Here is a 14,558-nt window from a genome sequence, read left to right on the forward strand (position 1 = left end):
AAGCCGATCCCGTTGCCAAACTGCTGCCAAGCACAATTGCCGGGAAATTTTCCGCAGCAAACGCACCGCTGCAACCCCTCAGGCGAGACGGGCCGAAGCCTGCAGCCAGTGACCGACCGGTCGTCATCGACAGCACTTTCATCGGCTAATGCAACGCGCGGTTTGCCCGGGCCTGCGGCGCACCCTAGAATGCCCCGATGCGCGATGATCTCTCCCTTCTGCTGAACTCCCTCAACGATGCCCAACGCCAGGCCGTAGCGGCCCCCGTTGGCCGTCAGTTGGTCCTTGCCGGCGCCGGTTCCGGTAAAACCCGAGTGCTGGTGCACCGTATCGCCTGGTTGATCCAGGTCGAAAACGCCTCGCCTCACTCCATCCTGTCGGTGACTTTCACCAACAAGGCCGCTGCCGAGATGCGTCATCGCATCGAGCAGTTGCTGGGCATCAACCCGGCCGGCATGTGGGTCGGCACCTTCCACGGCCTCGCGCACCGCTTGCTGCGGGCGCACTGGCAGGAAGCGGGCCTGAGCCAGACCTTCCAGATTCTCGACAGCGACGACCAGCAACGACTGGTCAAGCGGGTAATCCGCGAGCTGGGTCTGGACGAGCAACGCTGGCCGGCGCGGCAGGCGCAGTGGTTCATCAACGGCCAGAAAGACGAAGGTCTGCGGCCGCAACACATCCAGGCCAGCGGCGACCTGTTCCTGGCTACTATGCGCGGCATCTACGAAGCCTACGAGGCGGCGTGCCTGCGTGCCGGCGTGATCGATTTCTCCGAGCTGCTGCTGCGCGCCCTCGACCTGTGGCGCGATCACCCGGGCCTGCTGGCGCACTACCAAAAGCGTTTCCGCCATATTCTGGTCGACGAGTTCCAGGACACCAACGCCGTGCAGTACGCCTGGTTGCGCCTGCTCGGCAAGGGCGGCGACAGCTTGATGGTGGTCGGCGACGACGACCAGTCGATTTACGGCTGGCGCGGCGCGAAGATCGAAAACATTCATCAGTATTCTTCCGACTTCCCGGATTCCGAGACGATTCGTCTGGAGCAGAACTACCGCTCCACCGCCGGCATCCTCAAAGCCGCCAACGCGCTGATCGCCAACAACACCGGGCGTCTGGGCAAAGAGCTGTGGACCGACGGCGGCGACGGCGAAGCGATCAACCTTTACGCCGCGTTCAACGAACATGACGAAGCGCGTTACGTGGTGGAAACCATCGAAAGCGCGCTGAAAACCGGCCTGGCCCGTAGCGATATCGCGATTCTGTACCGCTCCAACGCCCAGTCGCGGGTGCTCGAAGAAGCGCTGCTGCGCGAGCGCATTCCGTACCGCATCTATGGTGGTCAGCGCTTCTTCGAACGCGCGGAAATCAAGAACGCCATGGCCTACCTGCGCTTGCTTGAAGGTCGCGGCAACGATGCGGCGCTGGAGCGGGTCATCAACGTGCCGGCCCGAGGCATCGGTGAGAAAACCGTCGAAGCCATTCGCGAGCATGCACGACACAGCGATGTGTCGATGTGGGAAGCGATGCGCCAACTGGTCGCCAACAAAGGCCTGACCGGTCGCGCCGCCACTGCGCTCGGTGCGTTTATCGAACTGATCGAGAACCTCGCCGCCAAGTGCGCCGAGATGCCGCTGCACCTGATGACGCAAACTGTCATCGAGCAGTCCGGCCTGATCGCTTATCACGAGGCGGAAAAAGGTGAGAAAGGCCAGGCCCGGGTAGAAAACCTTGAGGAACTGGTCAGCGCCGCGCGCAACTTCGAAAACACCGAAGAGGACGAAGAACTGACGCCACTGGCAGCCTTCCTCGGCCACGCATCGCTGGAGGCCGGCGACACCCAGGCTGACGAGCACGAAGACAGCGTTCAGCTGATGACCCTGCACAGCGCCAAAGGCCTGGAATTCCCTTACGTGTTCCTGGTGGGCATGGAAGAAGGCCTGTTCCCGCACAAGATGAGCCTGGAGGAGCCCGGGCGTCTTGAAGAAGAACGGCGTCTGGCCTACGTCGGTATCACTCGGGCCATGCAGAATCTGGTCATGACCTACGCGGAAACCCGGCGCCTGTACGGCAGCGAAACCTACAACAAGGTGTCGCGTTTCGTACGCGAGGTGCCGAAAGGCCTGATTCAGGAAGTGCGTCTGTCCAATAGCGTCAGCCGACCGTTCGGTGGTAACCAGTCGATGAGCGGCAGCAGCCTGTTCAGCGGCAGCGAGATTCCGGAAACCGGTTTCGTGCTCGGTCAGGCCGTACGTCACTCGATCTTCGGCGAAGGGGTGATCCTCAACTTCGAAGGCTCCGGCGCCCAGGCCCGGGTGCAGGTGAATTTCAGCGAAGGCAGCAAGTGGCTGATGCTCGGCTATGCCAAGCTGGAAGCCATCTGACCCCGGTTTGTTTTTTCTGTGGGAGCGAGCCTGCTCGCGAATGAAATCACCGCGGTTGATCTGATACACCGCGGTGCAGCTTTCGCGAGCAGGCTCGCTCCCACAGAGTTCGGTGTTCTGACTCACAATCCCTCTGAACCTATCGCCTTTTCCTACAGACAAAAGTATATCGGCTGATTGCCTCGCCAAGCTGAACGCGACCTGTCAGGCAAAAGCCCGAAACACTCTCTCGCTAGCCAGTAACACTTCAGCTGTGCAACATGGCGCGCGTGTCTCCACAAAACGGGAATACCCTTTATGAAACGTTTTCTTAGCATCGCCATGGCGTTGTGCATCGGCCTGACGATGAGCCTCGACGCCAACGCCAAGCGCTTTGGTGGTGGCAAAAGCGCCGGCGCTGCGCCGACGCACCAGACCAGCCAGATGGCTCCTTCTTCTCCAGGCGTGGGCGGCGCAGCAGCGACCGCTGGCGCTGCCGGTGCTGCTGGCGCCGCGGCCAAGGCCGGCGGTGCTTCGCGCTGGCTCGGCCCTCTGGCGGGCATCGCCGCCGGTGGCCTGCTCGCGTCGATGTTCATGGGCGACGGCTTCCAGGGCATGCAGATCTTCGACATCCTGATCATGGCCCTGATCGCGTTCGTGATCTTCCGCTTCATCGCCGCCCGTCGTCGCAAGCAGCAGGAGCAATTAGCTCCGGCCGGCGCGCCGATGCAGCGTGAAGTGTTCGAGCAGAAGCCAGCCGCCATGGGCTCGATCTTCGGTGGTTCGGCTGCTCCGGCTGCCGCCCGTCCGGTGATCAACGCACCGGCCTGGTTCAACGAACAGCGCTTCCTTGAAGCCGCGCGCAGCCACTTCCAGTCGCTGCAGCAGCACTGGGACGCCAACGAAATGGACAAGATTGCCGAGTTCGTGACCCCGCAAATGCTCGACTTCCTCAAGCGTGAGCGTGCGGATCTGGGCGATGGCTTCCAGTCGACCTACATCGACAATCTGCAGGTGCAGCTGGACGGCGTCGATGATCGTGCCGACAAGACCATCGCCACCCTGACCTTCACCGGCGTGTCGAAAACCTCGCGTTTCGATCAGGGCGAAGTGTTCAGCGAGAGCTGGAACATGGAACGTCCGCAGGGCGACAACCAGCCTTGGCTGGTCGCCGGTATCCGCCAGAACGGCTGATCCCTGCTGCGCTTCACTTGCGGTAACAGAACCCCGGCTTCGGCCGGGGTTTTTCATTTCACGGTTGCATCTATAGCGAGCTACTGTATAAACCGGCCCATATAAACCGCGCCATTCAGCAAGAGGATCCCGGACGTGGAAGAAATCATCGAACAACTGCGCGAAGCCAATGAACCCGTACCGGTGCCTTTGGAATTGCCTGACGAAGACCTGCTGGTGGAAATCGAAGAACAACTGTTCATCGACATTCCATTTGTCTTCAGGGAATTTTTGCTGACCGTCAGCGATGTGGTCTACGGCAGCCTTGAACCCGTGACCGTCACCGATCCGCAATCCCACACCTATTTGCCGGATGTCGCCGCCAACGCGTGGGATGTGGGCGTTGATCGCAGCTTGATCCCGATCTGTCAGGACGGCGATGACTACTACTGTGTCGAAGAAGACGGCACCGTGGTGCTGTGGCAGGCCGAAGAAGAATTGATCGCTGAAGAAACCTGGGAATCGGTGTGGCACTGGGCGCGGGACGTCTGGCTCGAAAGCTGATCCGCCACACCCCCCCAGTGGTCAGTGTCCCGACGACTCCTTGTGGTTGTCGAGGGTTTCCAGCAGCGCCACCTGCATGCGCGTGTGCACGCGGATGAACCAGCGCCAGAGCAGCGCCGCTACCGCAGCGGCGACTACGGCGATCAGCATCAGCAGCTTGTTGGTCGGCAGAATACTGGCCGACAAGGCTGCCAACAGCAGGAAGATCACCAGCAGCGAGAGAATCGGGATCACTTCGGCGATCACCCGGCGCACTCGCTGCGTGTGACGCCCGGCCATTTCCGGCTTGACACCCATCTCCGCCAGCAGCATCGACAACGCCTTGAGCTTGCGATAAGCCGCAATCAGGAATGGCAGCGAGACCAACAGCGCCCCGCCCCAGATCAGCGCCTTCTGCCAGCTCGGATCACTGATCCAGTCCTGCAGCCACAACGACATGCGCTCGGCGAAATAGGCGCCGGCGAAGAAGATCGCAATCACCAGCGCCAGATTGACCCCGACCTGCAACAGAATCCGCCGGATCATCGACGCCAGCAGCGCGCCCTCACCTTGTGGCTGGATGCTGCGCAACCATTCCCCATACATACCGAGCACCCGGCCGAGACGTTTGGGCACGACTGCCGAGAGCTTGATCGACAGCGGATCCGCCGCGCGGATCAAGTATGGAGTCAGCAGCGTGGTGAGCACCGACACGGCCACGGCCACCGGATAGAGGAAGTTGCTGGTCACCTGCAAGGTCATGCCCAGCGCAGCGATGATGAAGGAAAATTCGCCGATCTGTGACAGCCCCATGCCGACTCGCAGTGAGGTTCGGCCGTCGTTGCCAGCGATAAATGCTCCGAGGCCGCAGGACAACATCTTGCCCAACACCACGGCGACGGTGATCACCGCAATCGGCCAGGCGTATTCGATAAGGATCAGCGGGTCGAGCATCAGCCCGATCGCGACAAAAAAGATCGCACTGAACAAGTCGCGAACCGGCTCGACCAGCCTCTCGATTTTCAGCAGTTGGCGCGACTCGGCCATGATCGCACCGATCAGGAAGGCGCCGAGAACCATGCTGTATTCGAGCTTGACCACCAGCAGACAGAAGCCGAAACACAGGCCGAGGACGGTGATCAGCAGCATCTCGTTGCTTTCGAATTTCGCCACATAAGCCAGCAGACGCGGCACCAGGAGGATGCCGATGACCAGCGCGACGATCATGAACAGCGACAGCTTGCCGACCGTGGAAAACACTTCCCCCGAACTCACCGTGCCGCTCACCGCGATGCTCGACAGCAGCGCGATGATGCCGATGCCGAGGATATCCTCGACAATCAGCACGCCGAAGATCAACTGGGCGAAGCGCTCGTTCTTCATCTTCAGATCGTTCAGCGCTTTGACGATGATGGTGGTTGAGGAGATCGCCAGGATCGCGCCAAGGAACAACGAATCCATGGTGCTCCAGTCGAACCAGCGGCCGATCTCGTAACCGATCCAGATCATCAGGATGATTTCGAGAAATGCGGCAATGAATGCCGTCGCACCGACCTTGAACAGCTTGCGCAGACTGAATTCCAGGCCGAGGCAGAACATCAGGAAAATCACCCCGAGTTCGGCCAGGGTCTTGATGGTTTCTTCGTCGTGGATCAGGCCGAACGGCGGCGTGTGCGGGCCGATGATGAAGCCGGCGACGATGTAACCGAGCACCACCGGTTGCTTGAAACGGTGAAACAGCACGGTCACCACGCCTGCCACCAGCATGATCACTGCCAGATCCTGAATAAAACTGATGGCATGCATGGCGTAGGCTCCTTGATGAAAAAGCGCGCGGACAGACGTCGGAACGGTCTGCGCGAGCAGGGTAAAAATCCGCTTTTGATGTGGGAATTGCCCTTGGGCAGGGCTTTTGCAGGTTAACACCGCGACTTCGCTCTGGAAGCCGGTGCAATATATGGAAACAGATCGCTACCGGCGTGACGGCGGCCCGCCGCGCGGCGTCCCGATAACGGTGCTTTTTGAAAAGCCACCAAGTGCCCGCAGAGGCGCTTCCTGCAATCAGCCTTGACCCGTGAGAACGTTATGGAACCCGGAAACGCCCAGCTGTCGATGACGGTACTGATGACCCCCGACATGGCCAACTTCTCTGGCAATGTCCACGGCGGCACCCTGCTCAAATACCTCGACGAAGTTGCCTATGCCTGCGCCAGCCGTTATGCCGGGCGCTACGTGGTGACGCTGTCGGTGGATCAGGTGATTTTCCGCGAGCCCATTCATGTCGGCGAACTGGTGACCTTCCTCGCCTCGGTCAACTACACCGGCAACACCTCGATGGAAGTCGGCATCAAAGTGGTCACCGAAAACATCCGCGAACGCTCGGTGCGCCACACCAACAGCTGCTTCTTCACCATGGTCGCGGTGGATGATCAGCGCAAACCGGCCGCCGTGCCGCCGCTGCAACCGCAGAACAGCGAAGACAAGCGCCGCTTCATGCAGGCGCAACAGCGCCGACAGATTCGTCAGGAGCTGGAGAAGCGTTATCAGGAGATCAAGGGCGACGCCTGAGACCAGAAGCAAAGCAAAAGATCGCAGCCTTCGGCAGCTCCTGCATTTTGGAATGCAAAACCATGTAGGAGCTGCCGAAGGCTGCGATCTTTTTTGAACGACGGCGAAATTAGAGACTGATCGCGGTCGCCTCGAACTTCACCCGCGGATGGGCAATCCGATCCTGCGCCCGCACCAATTGCAATTCATAACTGGCGCACGCCTGGGTTTCCAGCAATACCTCATGCACCGCCGCTGCGGTGAATTCGAATGCCGCCAGCAGGCTGTCGCCGAGCAGCACACGCGCCAGGAACAGGCCGGAGGTAAGATCGCCCACGCCCACCGGCTGACGCGGAAACGCCAGCAATGGACGGCGCAAATGCCAACTGCCTTCAGCCGTCACCAACAACATTTCGAAGCCATCCGCCGGTTTGCCCGGGTAATCCAGATGCTTGACCAGCACCGCTTTCGGCCCGCGCGCCAGCAGTGCGCGCGCCATCGCCAGGCAATCGAACAGCGACTGCGGCTTGCGCCCGGAAAAACTGTCCAGCTCCAACTGGTTCGGGCACATGATGTCCGCCACGGCCGCCGCTTCATCAAGCAGGAAATCGCTGACCTCGGTGGGCACGCTGCACCCCTTCTCCGGATGGCCCATGACTGGATCACACAGGTACAGCATCTTCGGATTGACCGCTTTGATCCGCGCCACACCGCTGAGAATCGCCCGGCCCTGTGCGGCGCTGCCGAGATAGCCGGACAGCACCGCGTCGCAGTTGCCCAGCTCGCCAATCGCGGCGATGCCTTCGATCAGTTGAGGAATCTGCTGCGGCGCCAGCACTTCACCAGCCCACTGACCATACTGGGTGTGGTTGGAAAACTGCACCGTGTTGAGCGGCCAGACATTGACCCCGACGCGCTGCATCGGAAAAACCGCAGCGCTGTTGCCGGCGTGGCCAAACACCACGTGGGACTGGATGGCGAGCAGATGAGGCGTACGTTTCATTCGGGTCATTCCGTAAAACGATTGAAATTCAAGCCGCGCAGTATGCGACGAAACACAGCCTGTACGACAGACCGGCGAGACAGTTAAGCTGACGCCATCTTTTGGAGTTCGATGTAGATGCTGACCCTGGAAAACATCTTCGTGCTGATGCTGTTCGCCGCCGCTGGTGCCTGGCTATGGCACAACCACGGCTTGCGCGAGCGCGCGCTGGAGCGGGTCAAGCAACATTGCACCAACGTTGGCGTGGAATTGCTCGACGGTAACGTCGCGCTGAAGAAGATCGGTGTGATCAAGGACGCCAACGGTCGCCGACGACTGGCGCGGGTCTACAACTTCGAGTTCACCGTGACTGGCGAAAGCCGCCACAACGGCACCGTCACCCAATTCGGCGCGCACAGTGCGCAGATTGAGCTGGCACCCTATCCGGCGCCGTTCGACGATACGCCGCCGGTGGTCGAAGTGCACAAGCCTCGCGCGGAAGTCATCGAGTTGAGCCAGTGGCGCCAGGAACATACCAAGTGGAAGCCTTGAGAGACCGGATATCGCAGCCTTGATGCAGGCTTTGTAGGAGCTGCCGAAGGCTGCGATCTTTTGCATCTAAAGCTTGCGGCAAGCAGCCAGCCCCTGCTGAAGCACTCCTGGTTCTTCAATATCACTGAAAATCAGCTCGATCCGCGAATCTCTCCGCCATTCACTTGCCTGCCATTCCAGCTCGGCATTCTCCAGCGCATTTGCCGAAACCCAGCCATCCATGCTGTGGATAACCAGTTTCGCCCGCTTCCAGTCGAGCGCGCTCAGCCAATCGGCGATGCGTGCTTGATCAAATACCTGCGCCGGATGCCAGCGCCAACCGATACTCCAACCGCCCTCCTGCGCCTGACTCAGGCAGATCGGCACGCTGGGATCGCTCCAGAGCGCTGGCAGCTGTGCCAACCCCGTGGGCAGCGGCAGATTGCCCTCGCATTCGATTGCCCTTACTCGCAGCCCCGGCAGTTCACTCAGAGGCAACTGCGCATGCTGCGTCCAGATCAGCCTGACGGGCGGCAACTGGCGGGTGATTTTCTCTCGAGCCGTTTCATCCAGATTTTCTGCCTTGTTCAACAGCAGCAACCCCGCGCTGGCCAATGCTTGCTGCTGAGCGTGCGGCAAGGCTTTGCCCGCTTGCAATGCCTGAGCGTCCAGAACCAGAACACACGGCTGCACCGCCAGCACGCCCAGCCACGGCGCCTCGTTCAATTGCTTGAGCAACTGCGCCGGATGGCCCAGCCCGGATGGCTCGATAAACAGTCGATCCGGTCTGGCCTTGCGCAGCAAGCGGCCGAGGCCGATCTGGAACGGCGCGCCATTAACGCAACACAGGCAGCCCCCGGCCACCTCACCCAGTGCGATACCATTGGCTTCGCGAGCCAGCAATGCGGCATCCAGACCGATCTGGCCGAACTCGTTGATCAGCACCGCCCAGCGTTCATCGGCCGGCCGTTGCGCCAGCAAGTGGCGAATCAGGCTGGTCTTGCCGGCGCCCAACGGGCCGGCGATGACGTGGGTCGGAATGTTCTGCAACATGGCGGGTACTTTTCTGCGGACAGTTATTGAGGAGACTGAAGATGCGCTGGTGGGGATGGTCGTTGCTGTTGACGCTGCTGTCGAGTGAAGCGTGGGCCCAGGCCTGCGTGGTGCACACACAGGGCGAACGGCTCGACGTCAAAGTCTGTCAGCAGAACAGGACGATTCCGCAGAAAATATTCAATGACGGCTTCTGCCAACCGACGCTGGCCGGACAGAAGGTCGAGGTGCAATACGTCGATCAGTGTCCGAGCGGGGCTTTCGGCGTGTGCAGCAACGCGCAAGTCGTCAATATGCCTTATCGCCAGGATATCCACTATTACGGCGTGGCCACTGATGCGGCGTATCTCAAGCCGTACTGCGAAGGGCAGAGCCAGGGCACCTGGCGCAAGCCCTGAGTGTCAGCCGAGCCAGTCGAGGGTCAGGAGCAAGCGGCGCTCACCGGGTGTCGGTTGCGGCGAACGATGGATCAGGCCGAAGCCTTCGTTTCCATGCCACTTTTCGCCTTTGAGCAGCGCGACGTCGCCACTGTTGAGCTGGCGAATCGACGCTGAATCTAGCGGTTCGGCATTGGCCTGGCCAAGTTGCGTGCGATCCATCGCGCCCTCTTCCAGCCATTGGCTACCGACCCCGGCATAGGTTGTGATCAGGCGCACCGGCACGTGATCGACGTGGAAGCGCGGGCACATGGCCTTGTCCAGCACGCGCAGACGCACGCCGATACGCCGGGCGCCGAGCAGACAGGCGAAAGCACTGATCAGCCATTTGAGATCGCTCATGAAACCTTCGTAACCTTGCAGATCACGCAGCCCTGAAGCTAGCCCGGCGAGATCCGGTTCGGCGTCTTCATCAGGTAATTCCAGGCAAAGCGACTCGGCCAAGGGCTCGTTGAGCGACAGCGCCAACTGCGCAAAATCGGCGATGTGCAACGGCAGCTGGCGTTGCCAGACGGCGAGATTGGTCTGGTCTTCAAGGATTCGCGTCAGCGTCTCCGGCGTCAGGCCGTGATGTTGCTGACGAGTAAGGTGCGGATGATCTTTGAGTGCGAGCATCAGGCGGCCTCTTCGTGCCAAGGGCCGAATGGATCAGGCAGCAAGCGCCAGCCTTCTACACCCATTGCCATTTCTTCATCAGTCAGCAGACAGGCATCCAGCTCGGCTGCGAGCTGCAGGAAATCGATGTTCTGACCGATGAAAACCAGTTCCTGGCGGCAATCTCCTACGCTGGACGCCCAGTTTTCCATGATCGCCTGAACACTTTCCTGATCCTGCGGCCATTGATTCTTTGGCACGAAACGCCACCAGCGACCGGCAAATCCATGGCGCATCAGGCCGCCGGCCTGCGACCAGCTACCCGCGTCGGTGGATTTGCTGGCGAGCCAGAAGAAGCCTTTGGAGCGCAGCAGCTTGCCGTTCAGCCATGGCCGGTCGATGAAGCTGAAAAAGCGTTGTGGGTGAAATGGCCGGCGCGCGCGGTAGGCAGTCGAGGCGATGCCGTACTCGTCGGTCTCCGGAATGTGTGCGCCGCGCAATTCCTTGAGCCAGCCGGGCGCTTGCGCGGCTTTGTCGAAATCGAAACGACCGCTGTTGAGGATTTTCTCCAGCGGCACCTCGCCCATCACCATTGGGATGATTTCAGCGTGGGCATTGAGGCGCTTGAGGATAGCGATGAGTTCTTCGCGCTCATGCTGGCTGATCAGGTCGATTTTGCTGATCAGCAGGACGTCGGCAAATTCGATCTGTTCGATCAACAGATCGGTGATGGAACGCTCGTCTTCTTCACCGAGCGTTTCGCCGCGAGAGGCCAGACTTTCGGCGGCCTGGTAATCGAGCAGGAAATTCACACCGTCGACCACTGTGACCATGGTGTCGAGGCGAGCGACATCGGCGAGACTTTGCCCTTGCTCATCCCGGAAGGTGAAGGTTTCGGCGATGGGAAGCGGCTCGGAGATGCCCGTGGATTCGATCAGCAGGTAATCGAAACGTCCTTCCCTTGCGAGCTTGCTGACCTCTTCAAGGAGGTCTTCACGTAACGTACAGCAGATACAGCCGTTGCTCATTTCAACGAGTTTTTCTTCTGCGCGATTCAAGCTGACATCGCGCTGAACTTCGCTACCATCAATATTGATTTCGCTCATATCGTTGACGATTACCGCAACGCGCAGACCTTCGCGGTTACGTAGTACGTAATTCAAAAGCGTACTTTTTCCAGCACCGAGAAATCCTGAAAGTACGGTAACGGGTAATTTGGCTGACATTGGATAATCCTCATTAATGGCGGCCGACTTGCGCTTTTTTGATCGCGCTTGGCTTATTTGCGCTTCATGCAGTGGGGTTGATGAAGGCAACGGTTGTTATCGGCAGATCAGGCTGGCTTGCATTGAATGTTATAGTATAACACCCGAATCGTACTAGCCTGTCGCGGAAGAATTCCGCGATTCGTCTCGCCAAAGAACCTGGAAAAGCGCAATGAAGAATCCGCTGAAATATCTGCTTTTGGGTTTCGGCATGGCGCTCGCCGGCCAAGCCGAAGCGCAAGTTCCCGGTCTCGCGCACTGCACACGTAGCGCTAACCTGCTGGCTTGCGTGGACGCCGAAGGCAACGCCTATAGCGTCAATACGGTCGGCACCACGCTGTATCTGAGGGGTTTCGAGAAGGATGGAAATCGCTATTGGGCGCAAACCAATAGCCGGTTCGGCCAATTGACCTTTTTTACCGGCGTCGCCTCCGATGGCGAGGCTTGGGTTGGCTATACCCGTCGTGTCGGCTGGACAACCATCAACCGCTTCTCAAGCTCGGGTGGCAGCGCAAAATTCACTTGCAGCCGGATGACGGGCTGCTAGTGAAAACCTTTTCATGAAAAAAGCGTCGCTGAATGGATTGTTATAATGTAACGTTAAAAGCGATCAACACCGACGGTCTCAACCATGAATTCACTTTTCCTCCCGGATATCGCTGCCCAATCAGCGCGCCAGGCATTGCCACTCGATTGGGTAGGCATGCGCGGGATTGCCCTACCCATTTTGCTCGAAGGCCAACGCCTCAGTGCAAAAGTAGACGCTGGCGTGAGCTTAGATGAGGGTGAAGCGCGCGGTATTCACATGTCGCGGTTGTACTTGGCACTCGATACGCTCGAACAGCGAAGCCTTTCTCCCGCCCTGTTGCAGGAATTGCTCAAGCGTTTTCTGGCCAGTCATCAAGGTCTGTCCGACTGCGCATATCTGCACATTCATACTGACTTGCTACTGAAACGACCCGCGCTGATCAGTCCCCTGGCAGGCTGGAAATCCTATCCGACAACCATTTCAGCCAGCCTGAAACAGCAAATGTTCCACGTGGAACTAAAAATCGAAGTGCCCTACTCCTCCACATGCCCCTGCTCCGCAGCCTTGGCAAGGCAGTTGATCCAGCAGCAGTTCGTCGATGATTTCGCCAACAAGTCTCTGCAACACGCGGATGTTTTGGCATGGCTCGGCTCAACCAGAGGAATCGTAGCGACCCCGCACAGCCAACGCAGCTATGCGCAACTGCACCTGCATCTCGATGACTTCATTGATGAGCTACCGCTGACCGCGATCATCAATGACGCCGAAGCCGCCCTTGGCACCGCTGTCCAGACCGCCGTAAAACGCCCGGACGAGCAGGCCTTCGCTCTCGCCAATGGGCAAAACCTGATGTTCTGCGAAGACGCCGCCCGCCGCCTCAACCTGGCGCTGCAACGCACGCCGGGCATCAACCAATGCCACATCCGCGTGATCCACGCCGAAAGCCTGCATGCCCATGACGCCGTCGCCGAGAGCAGCTGGCAACGGGAGCAACCATGATCCGCTGCCAATCGCTGGTCTGGGGCGCGCCCGGGCAACCGCTGACGATACCTCTGAGCCTGGAGCTCGAAAGCGCCAGCCTGACCGCCGTCATCGGCGCCAACGGCTGCGGGAAAAGCAGTCTGTTGAAAGTCATCGCCGGATTGCAAAAGCCCTTGGCTGGCAAGGTGGAGATGGCTGTTCCACGGCAAAGCGGTATTTCCTTTCTGCCGCAACAGCAACACTTGGATCGACAGTTTCCGATCAGCCTCGAAGAGCTCATCGCAGCAGGTTTCTGGGGCCGGCGGCTGTCGATACAACTGCGCACGCAGCGACTGAAACACGCCCTGGAAGACTGGCATTTGAGTGGACTTGAACAGCGTCCTTTGATGGCCCTGTCCGGCGGTGAGTTACAACGTGCCCTGCTCGCGCGCTTGAGTCTCGCTGACGCCCCGGTGTTGTTGCTGGATGAACCTCACGCCGCACTCGATGAACTCGGCCAGCAATTGCTCTGGCAGCATATTCACCACTGGCATGCCGAAGGCAGAACACTGGTCGTGGTCTGCCACGACCTGGCCGCGGTGCGACAGCATATTCCGGATACGCTGCTGATCAAAAACGGCCACTGCGTGTACGGAACCAGCCGCGAACTGATCCGACCGACACCCTCTATGCGGGTGGCCTGATGCTCGCCACCGTCAACCATCTCTGGCAGCCGTTCAGCGAATTCGTGTTCATGCGCCGCGCCTTGCTCGGCGGCTTGGTGCTGGCATGCAGCACGGCGCCCTTGGGCGTATTTCTGATTCTCAGGCGTATGAGTCTGATCGGTGACGCGGTGGCCCACGGGATTCTCCCCGGTGCCGCATTGGGATTCTGGTTCGCCGGTTTGAGTCTCCCTGCGCTCACATTCGGAGGCTTGGGCGCCGGTCTGAGCATGGCCGGCCTCGCGGCCTGGATCACCCGGCGTACGGGCCTGCGAGAGGATGCCAGTCTCGCCGCAATCTATCCGATCTCACTGGCCAGCGGCGTGCTGATTCTCGGCATCGCCGGCAAACGCCTCGACCTTCTGCATTTGCTGTTCGGCTCAGCGTTGGCTGTGGACGGGCCGACGCTGACCGGCATGCTTTGGGTCTCGGCGTTCAGCCTAGTGGCCATGGCCGCGATCTACAAACCACTGCTGTTGGACACACTCGACCCGTTGTTCTTGCGCACGGTCAGCCGTCTCGGGCCGCTGGCCCACGGTGTGTTTCTTACCCTCGTCGTGCTGAATCTGGTGATCGGTTTTCAGGCGATCGGTGCGCTGATGGTGATGGGATTGATGATGCTTCCGGCTGCCGCGTCGAGATTCTGGAGTCGTCGTCTGCCGATACTGATTGCCGTCGCCGCCGTCATGGGCTGCGTGTCTGTGTGGCTGGGTTTGCTGCTGTCGTTCTACTACTCGCTGCCCAGCGGCCCGGCCATCGTGTTGGTCGCTGGAGTCGGCTATCTGCTGTCGGTGGTGTTCGGACCGGTCCACGGTTTGCTGCGCCGCCCGCCTTTGCTCACATCCCAATGAGGTGTTTCACG

The 14,558-nt window shown here is 59.9% G+C and carries 15 protein-coding genes; 10 read left to right on the forward strand and 5 right to left on the reverse strand.

The window, feature by feature from the left end; translation table 11 throughout:
• The first annotated feature begins 197 nt into the window (after positions 1-197).
• The 3 genes from uvrD to GXB78_RS20560 all read left to right on the forward strand — a co-directional run bounded on the left by uvrD (position 198) and on the right by GXB78_RS20560 (position 4,097).
• Positions 198-2,381: a DNA helicase II gene (gene uvrD / locus GXB78_RS20550; RefSeq protein WP_329516752.1), complete on the forward strand. Its 2,184-nt coding sequence runs from the start codon at positions 198-200 to the stop codon at positions 2,379-2,381.
• Between the two features lie 297 nt (positions 2,382-2,678).
• Positions 2,679-3,554 (forward strand): Tim44 domain-containing protein, encoded by an 876-nt coding sequence (locus tag GXB78_RS20555; RefSeq protein ID WP_329516753.1) that lies wholly within the window; start codon positions 2,679-2,681, stop codon positions 3,552-3,554.
• 135 nt (positions 3,555-3,689) lie between these two features.
• Positions 3,690-4,097: an SMI1/KNR4 family protein gene (locus GXB78_RS20560; RefSeq protein ID WP_329516754.1), complete on the forward strand. Its 408-nt coding sequence runs from the start codon at positions 3,690-3,692 to the stop codon at positions 4,095-4,097.
• Positions 4,098-4,118: 21 nt separating this feature from the next.
• Here GXB78_RS20560 and GXB78_RS20565 read toward each other — a convergent pair whose 3' ends face one another.
• Entirely contained in the window at positions 4,119-5,882 is a 1,764-nt protein-coding gene (locus GXB78_RS20565; protein WP_329516755.1) for a cation:proton antiporter, read from the reverse strand.
• 279 nt (positions 5,883-6,161) lie between these two features.
• On the opposite strand from GXB78_RS20565, the gene GXB78_RS20570 reads away from it, so the two are divergent.
• Positions 6,162-6,644 (forward strand): acyl-CoA thioesterase, encoded by a 483-nt coding sequence (locus GXB78_RS20570; protein ID WP_016772447.1) that lies wholly within the window; start codon positions 6,162-6,164, stop codon positions 6,642-6,644.
• A 109-nt stretch (positions 6,645-6,753) separates the two neighbouring features.
• Here GXB78_RS20570 and pdxY read toward each other — a convergent pair whose 3' ends face one another.
• A complete protein-coding gene (gene pdxY / locus GXB78_RS20575) occupies positions 6,754-7,626 on the reverse strand; it encodes a pyridoxal kinase PdxY (RefSeq protein WP_329516756.1) in 873 nt (290 codons plus the stop codon).
• Between the two features lie 117 nt (positions 7,627-7,743).
• Between pdxY and GXB78_RS20580 the strand changes: the two genes are divergently transcribed.
• Positions 7,744-8,157, forward strand: a complete 414-nt coding sequence (locus tag GXB78_RS20580; protein ID WP_329516757.1) for a DUF3301 domain-containing protein — start codon at positions 7,744-7,746, stop codon at positions 8,155-8,157.
• A gap of 66 nt (positions 8,158-8,223) precedes the next feature.
• On the opposite strand, the gene GXB78_RS20585 is transcribed toward GXB78_RS20580, so the two are convergent.
• A complete protein-coding gene (locus GXB78_RS20585; RefSeq protein WP_329516758.1) occupies positions 8,224-9,189 on the reverse strand; it encodes a CobW family GTP-binding protein in 966 nt (321 codons plus the stop codon).
• Between the two features lie 41 nt (positions 9,190-9,230).
• Here GXB78_RS20585 and GXB78_RS20590 point away from each other — a divergent pair, with 41 nt between their 5' ends.
• On the forward strand, positions 9,231-9,587 hold the full coding sequence (locus tag GXB78_RS20590; protein ID WP_329516759.1) for an NADH:ubiquinone oxidoreductase: 357 nt from the start codon (positions 9,231-9,233) through the stop codon (positions 9,585-9,587).
• Positions 9,588-9,590: 3 nt separating this feature from the next.
• On the opposite strand, the gene GXB78_RS20595 is transcribed toward GXB78_RS20590, so the two are convergent.
• Positions 9,591-10,241, reverse strand: a complete 651-nt coding sequence (locus tag GXB78_RS20595) for a DUF1826 domain-containing protein (RefSeq protein WP_329516760.1) — start codon at positions 10,239-10,241, stop codon at positions 9,591-9,593.
• On the reverse strand, positions 10,241-11,446 hold the full coding sequence (gene zigA, locus GXB78_RS20600) for a zinc metallochaperone GTPase ZigA (RefSeq protein ID WP_329516761.1): 1,206 nt from the start codon (positions 11,444-11,446) through the stop codon (positions 10,241-10,243). Before zigA ends, GXB78_RS20595 begins: the two co-directional genes overlap by 1 nt.
• A gap of 211 nt (positions 11,447-11,657) precedes the next feature.
• On the opposite strand from zigA, the gene GXB78_RS20605 reads away from it, so the two are divergent.
• From GXB78_RS20605 to GXB78_RS20620, 4 genes are all read left to right on the forward strand, one after another.
• Positions 11,658-12,032 carry a glutamine synthetase gene (locus GXB78_RS20605; protein WP_329516762.1) on the forward strand — a complete coding sequence of 125 codons (375 nt, stop codon included), beginning with the start codon at positions 11,658-11,660 and terminating at the stop codon, positions 12,030-12,032.
• Positions 12,033-12,116: 84 nt separating this feature from the next.
• Complete coding sequence (gene folE2, locus GXB78_RS20610) at positions 12,117-13,013, forward strand: GTP cyclohydrolase FolE2 (protein WP_329516763.1); 897 nt, start codon at positions 12,117-12,119, stop codon at positions 13,011-13,013.
• Positions 13,010-13,678: a metal ABC transporter ATP-binding protein gene (locus GXB78_RS20615; RefSeq protein WP_329516764.1), complete on the forward strand. Its 669-nt coding sequence runs from the start codon at positions 13,010-13,012 to the stop codon at positions 13,676-13,678. Before folE2 ends, GXB78_RS20615 begins: the two co-directional genes overlap by 4 nt.
• Complete coding sequence (locus tag GXB78_RS20620; RefSeq protein WP_329516765.1) at positions 13,678-14,547, forward strand: metal ABC transporter permease; 870 nt, start codon at positions 13,678-13,680, stop codon at positions 14,545-14,547. Before GXB78_RS20615 ends, GXB78_RS20620 begins: the two co-directional genes overlap by 1 nt.
• The last annotated feature ends 11 nt before the right edge of the window (positions 14,548-14,558 follow it).

The sequence above is a fragment of the Pseudomonas moraviensis subsp. stanleyae genome (assembly GCF_036283065.1).
Taxonomy (GTDB): domain Bacteria; phylum Pseudomonadota; class Gammaproteobacteria; order Pseudomonadales; family Pseudomonadaceae; genus Aquipseudomonas; species Aquipseudomonas stanleyae.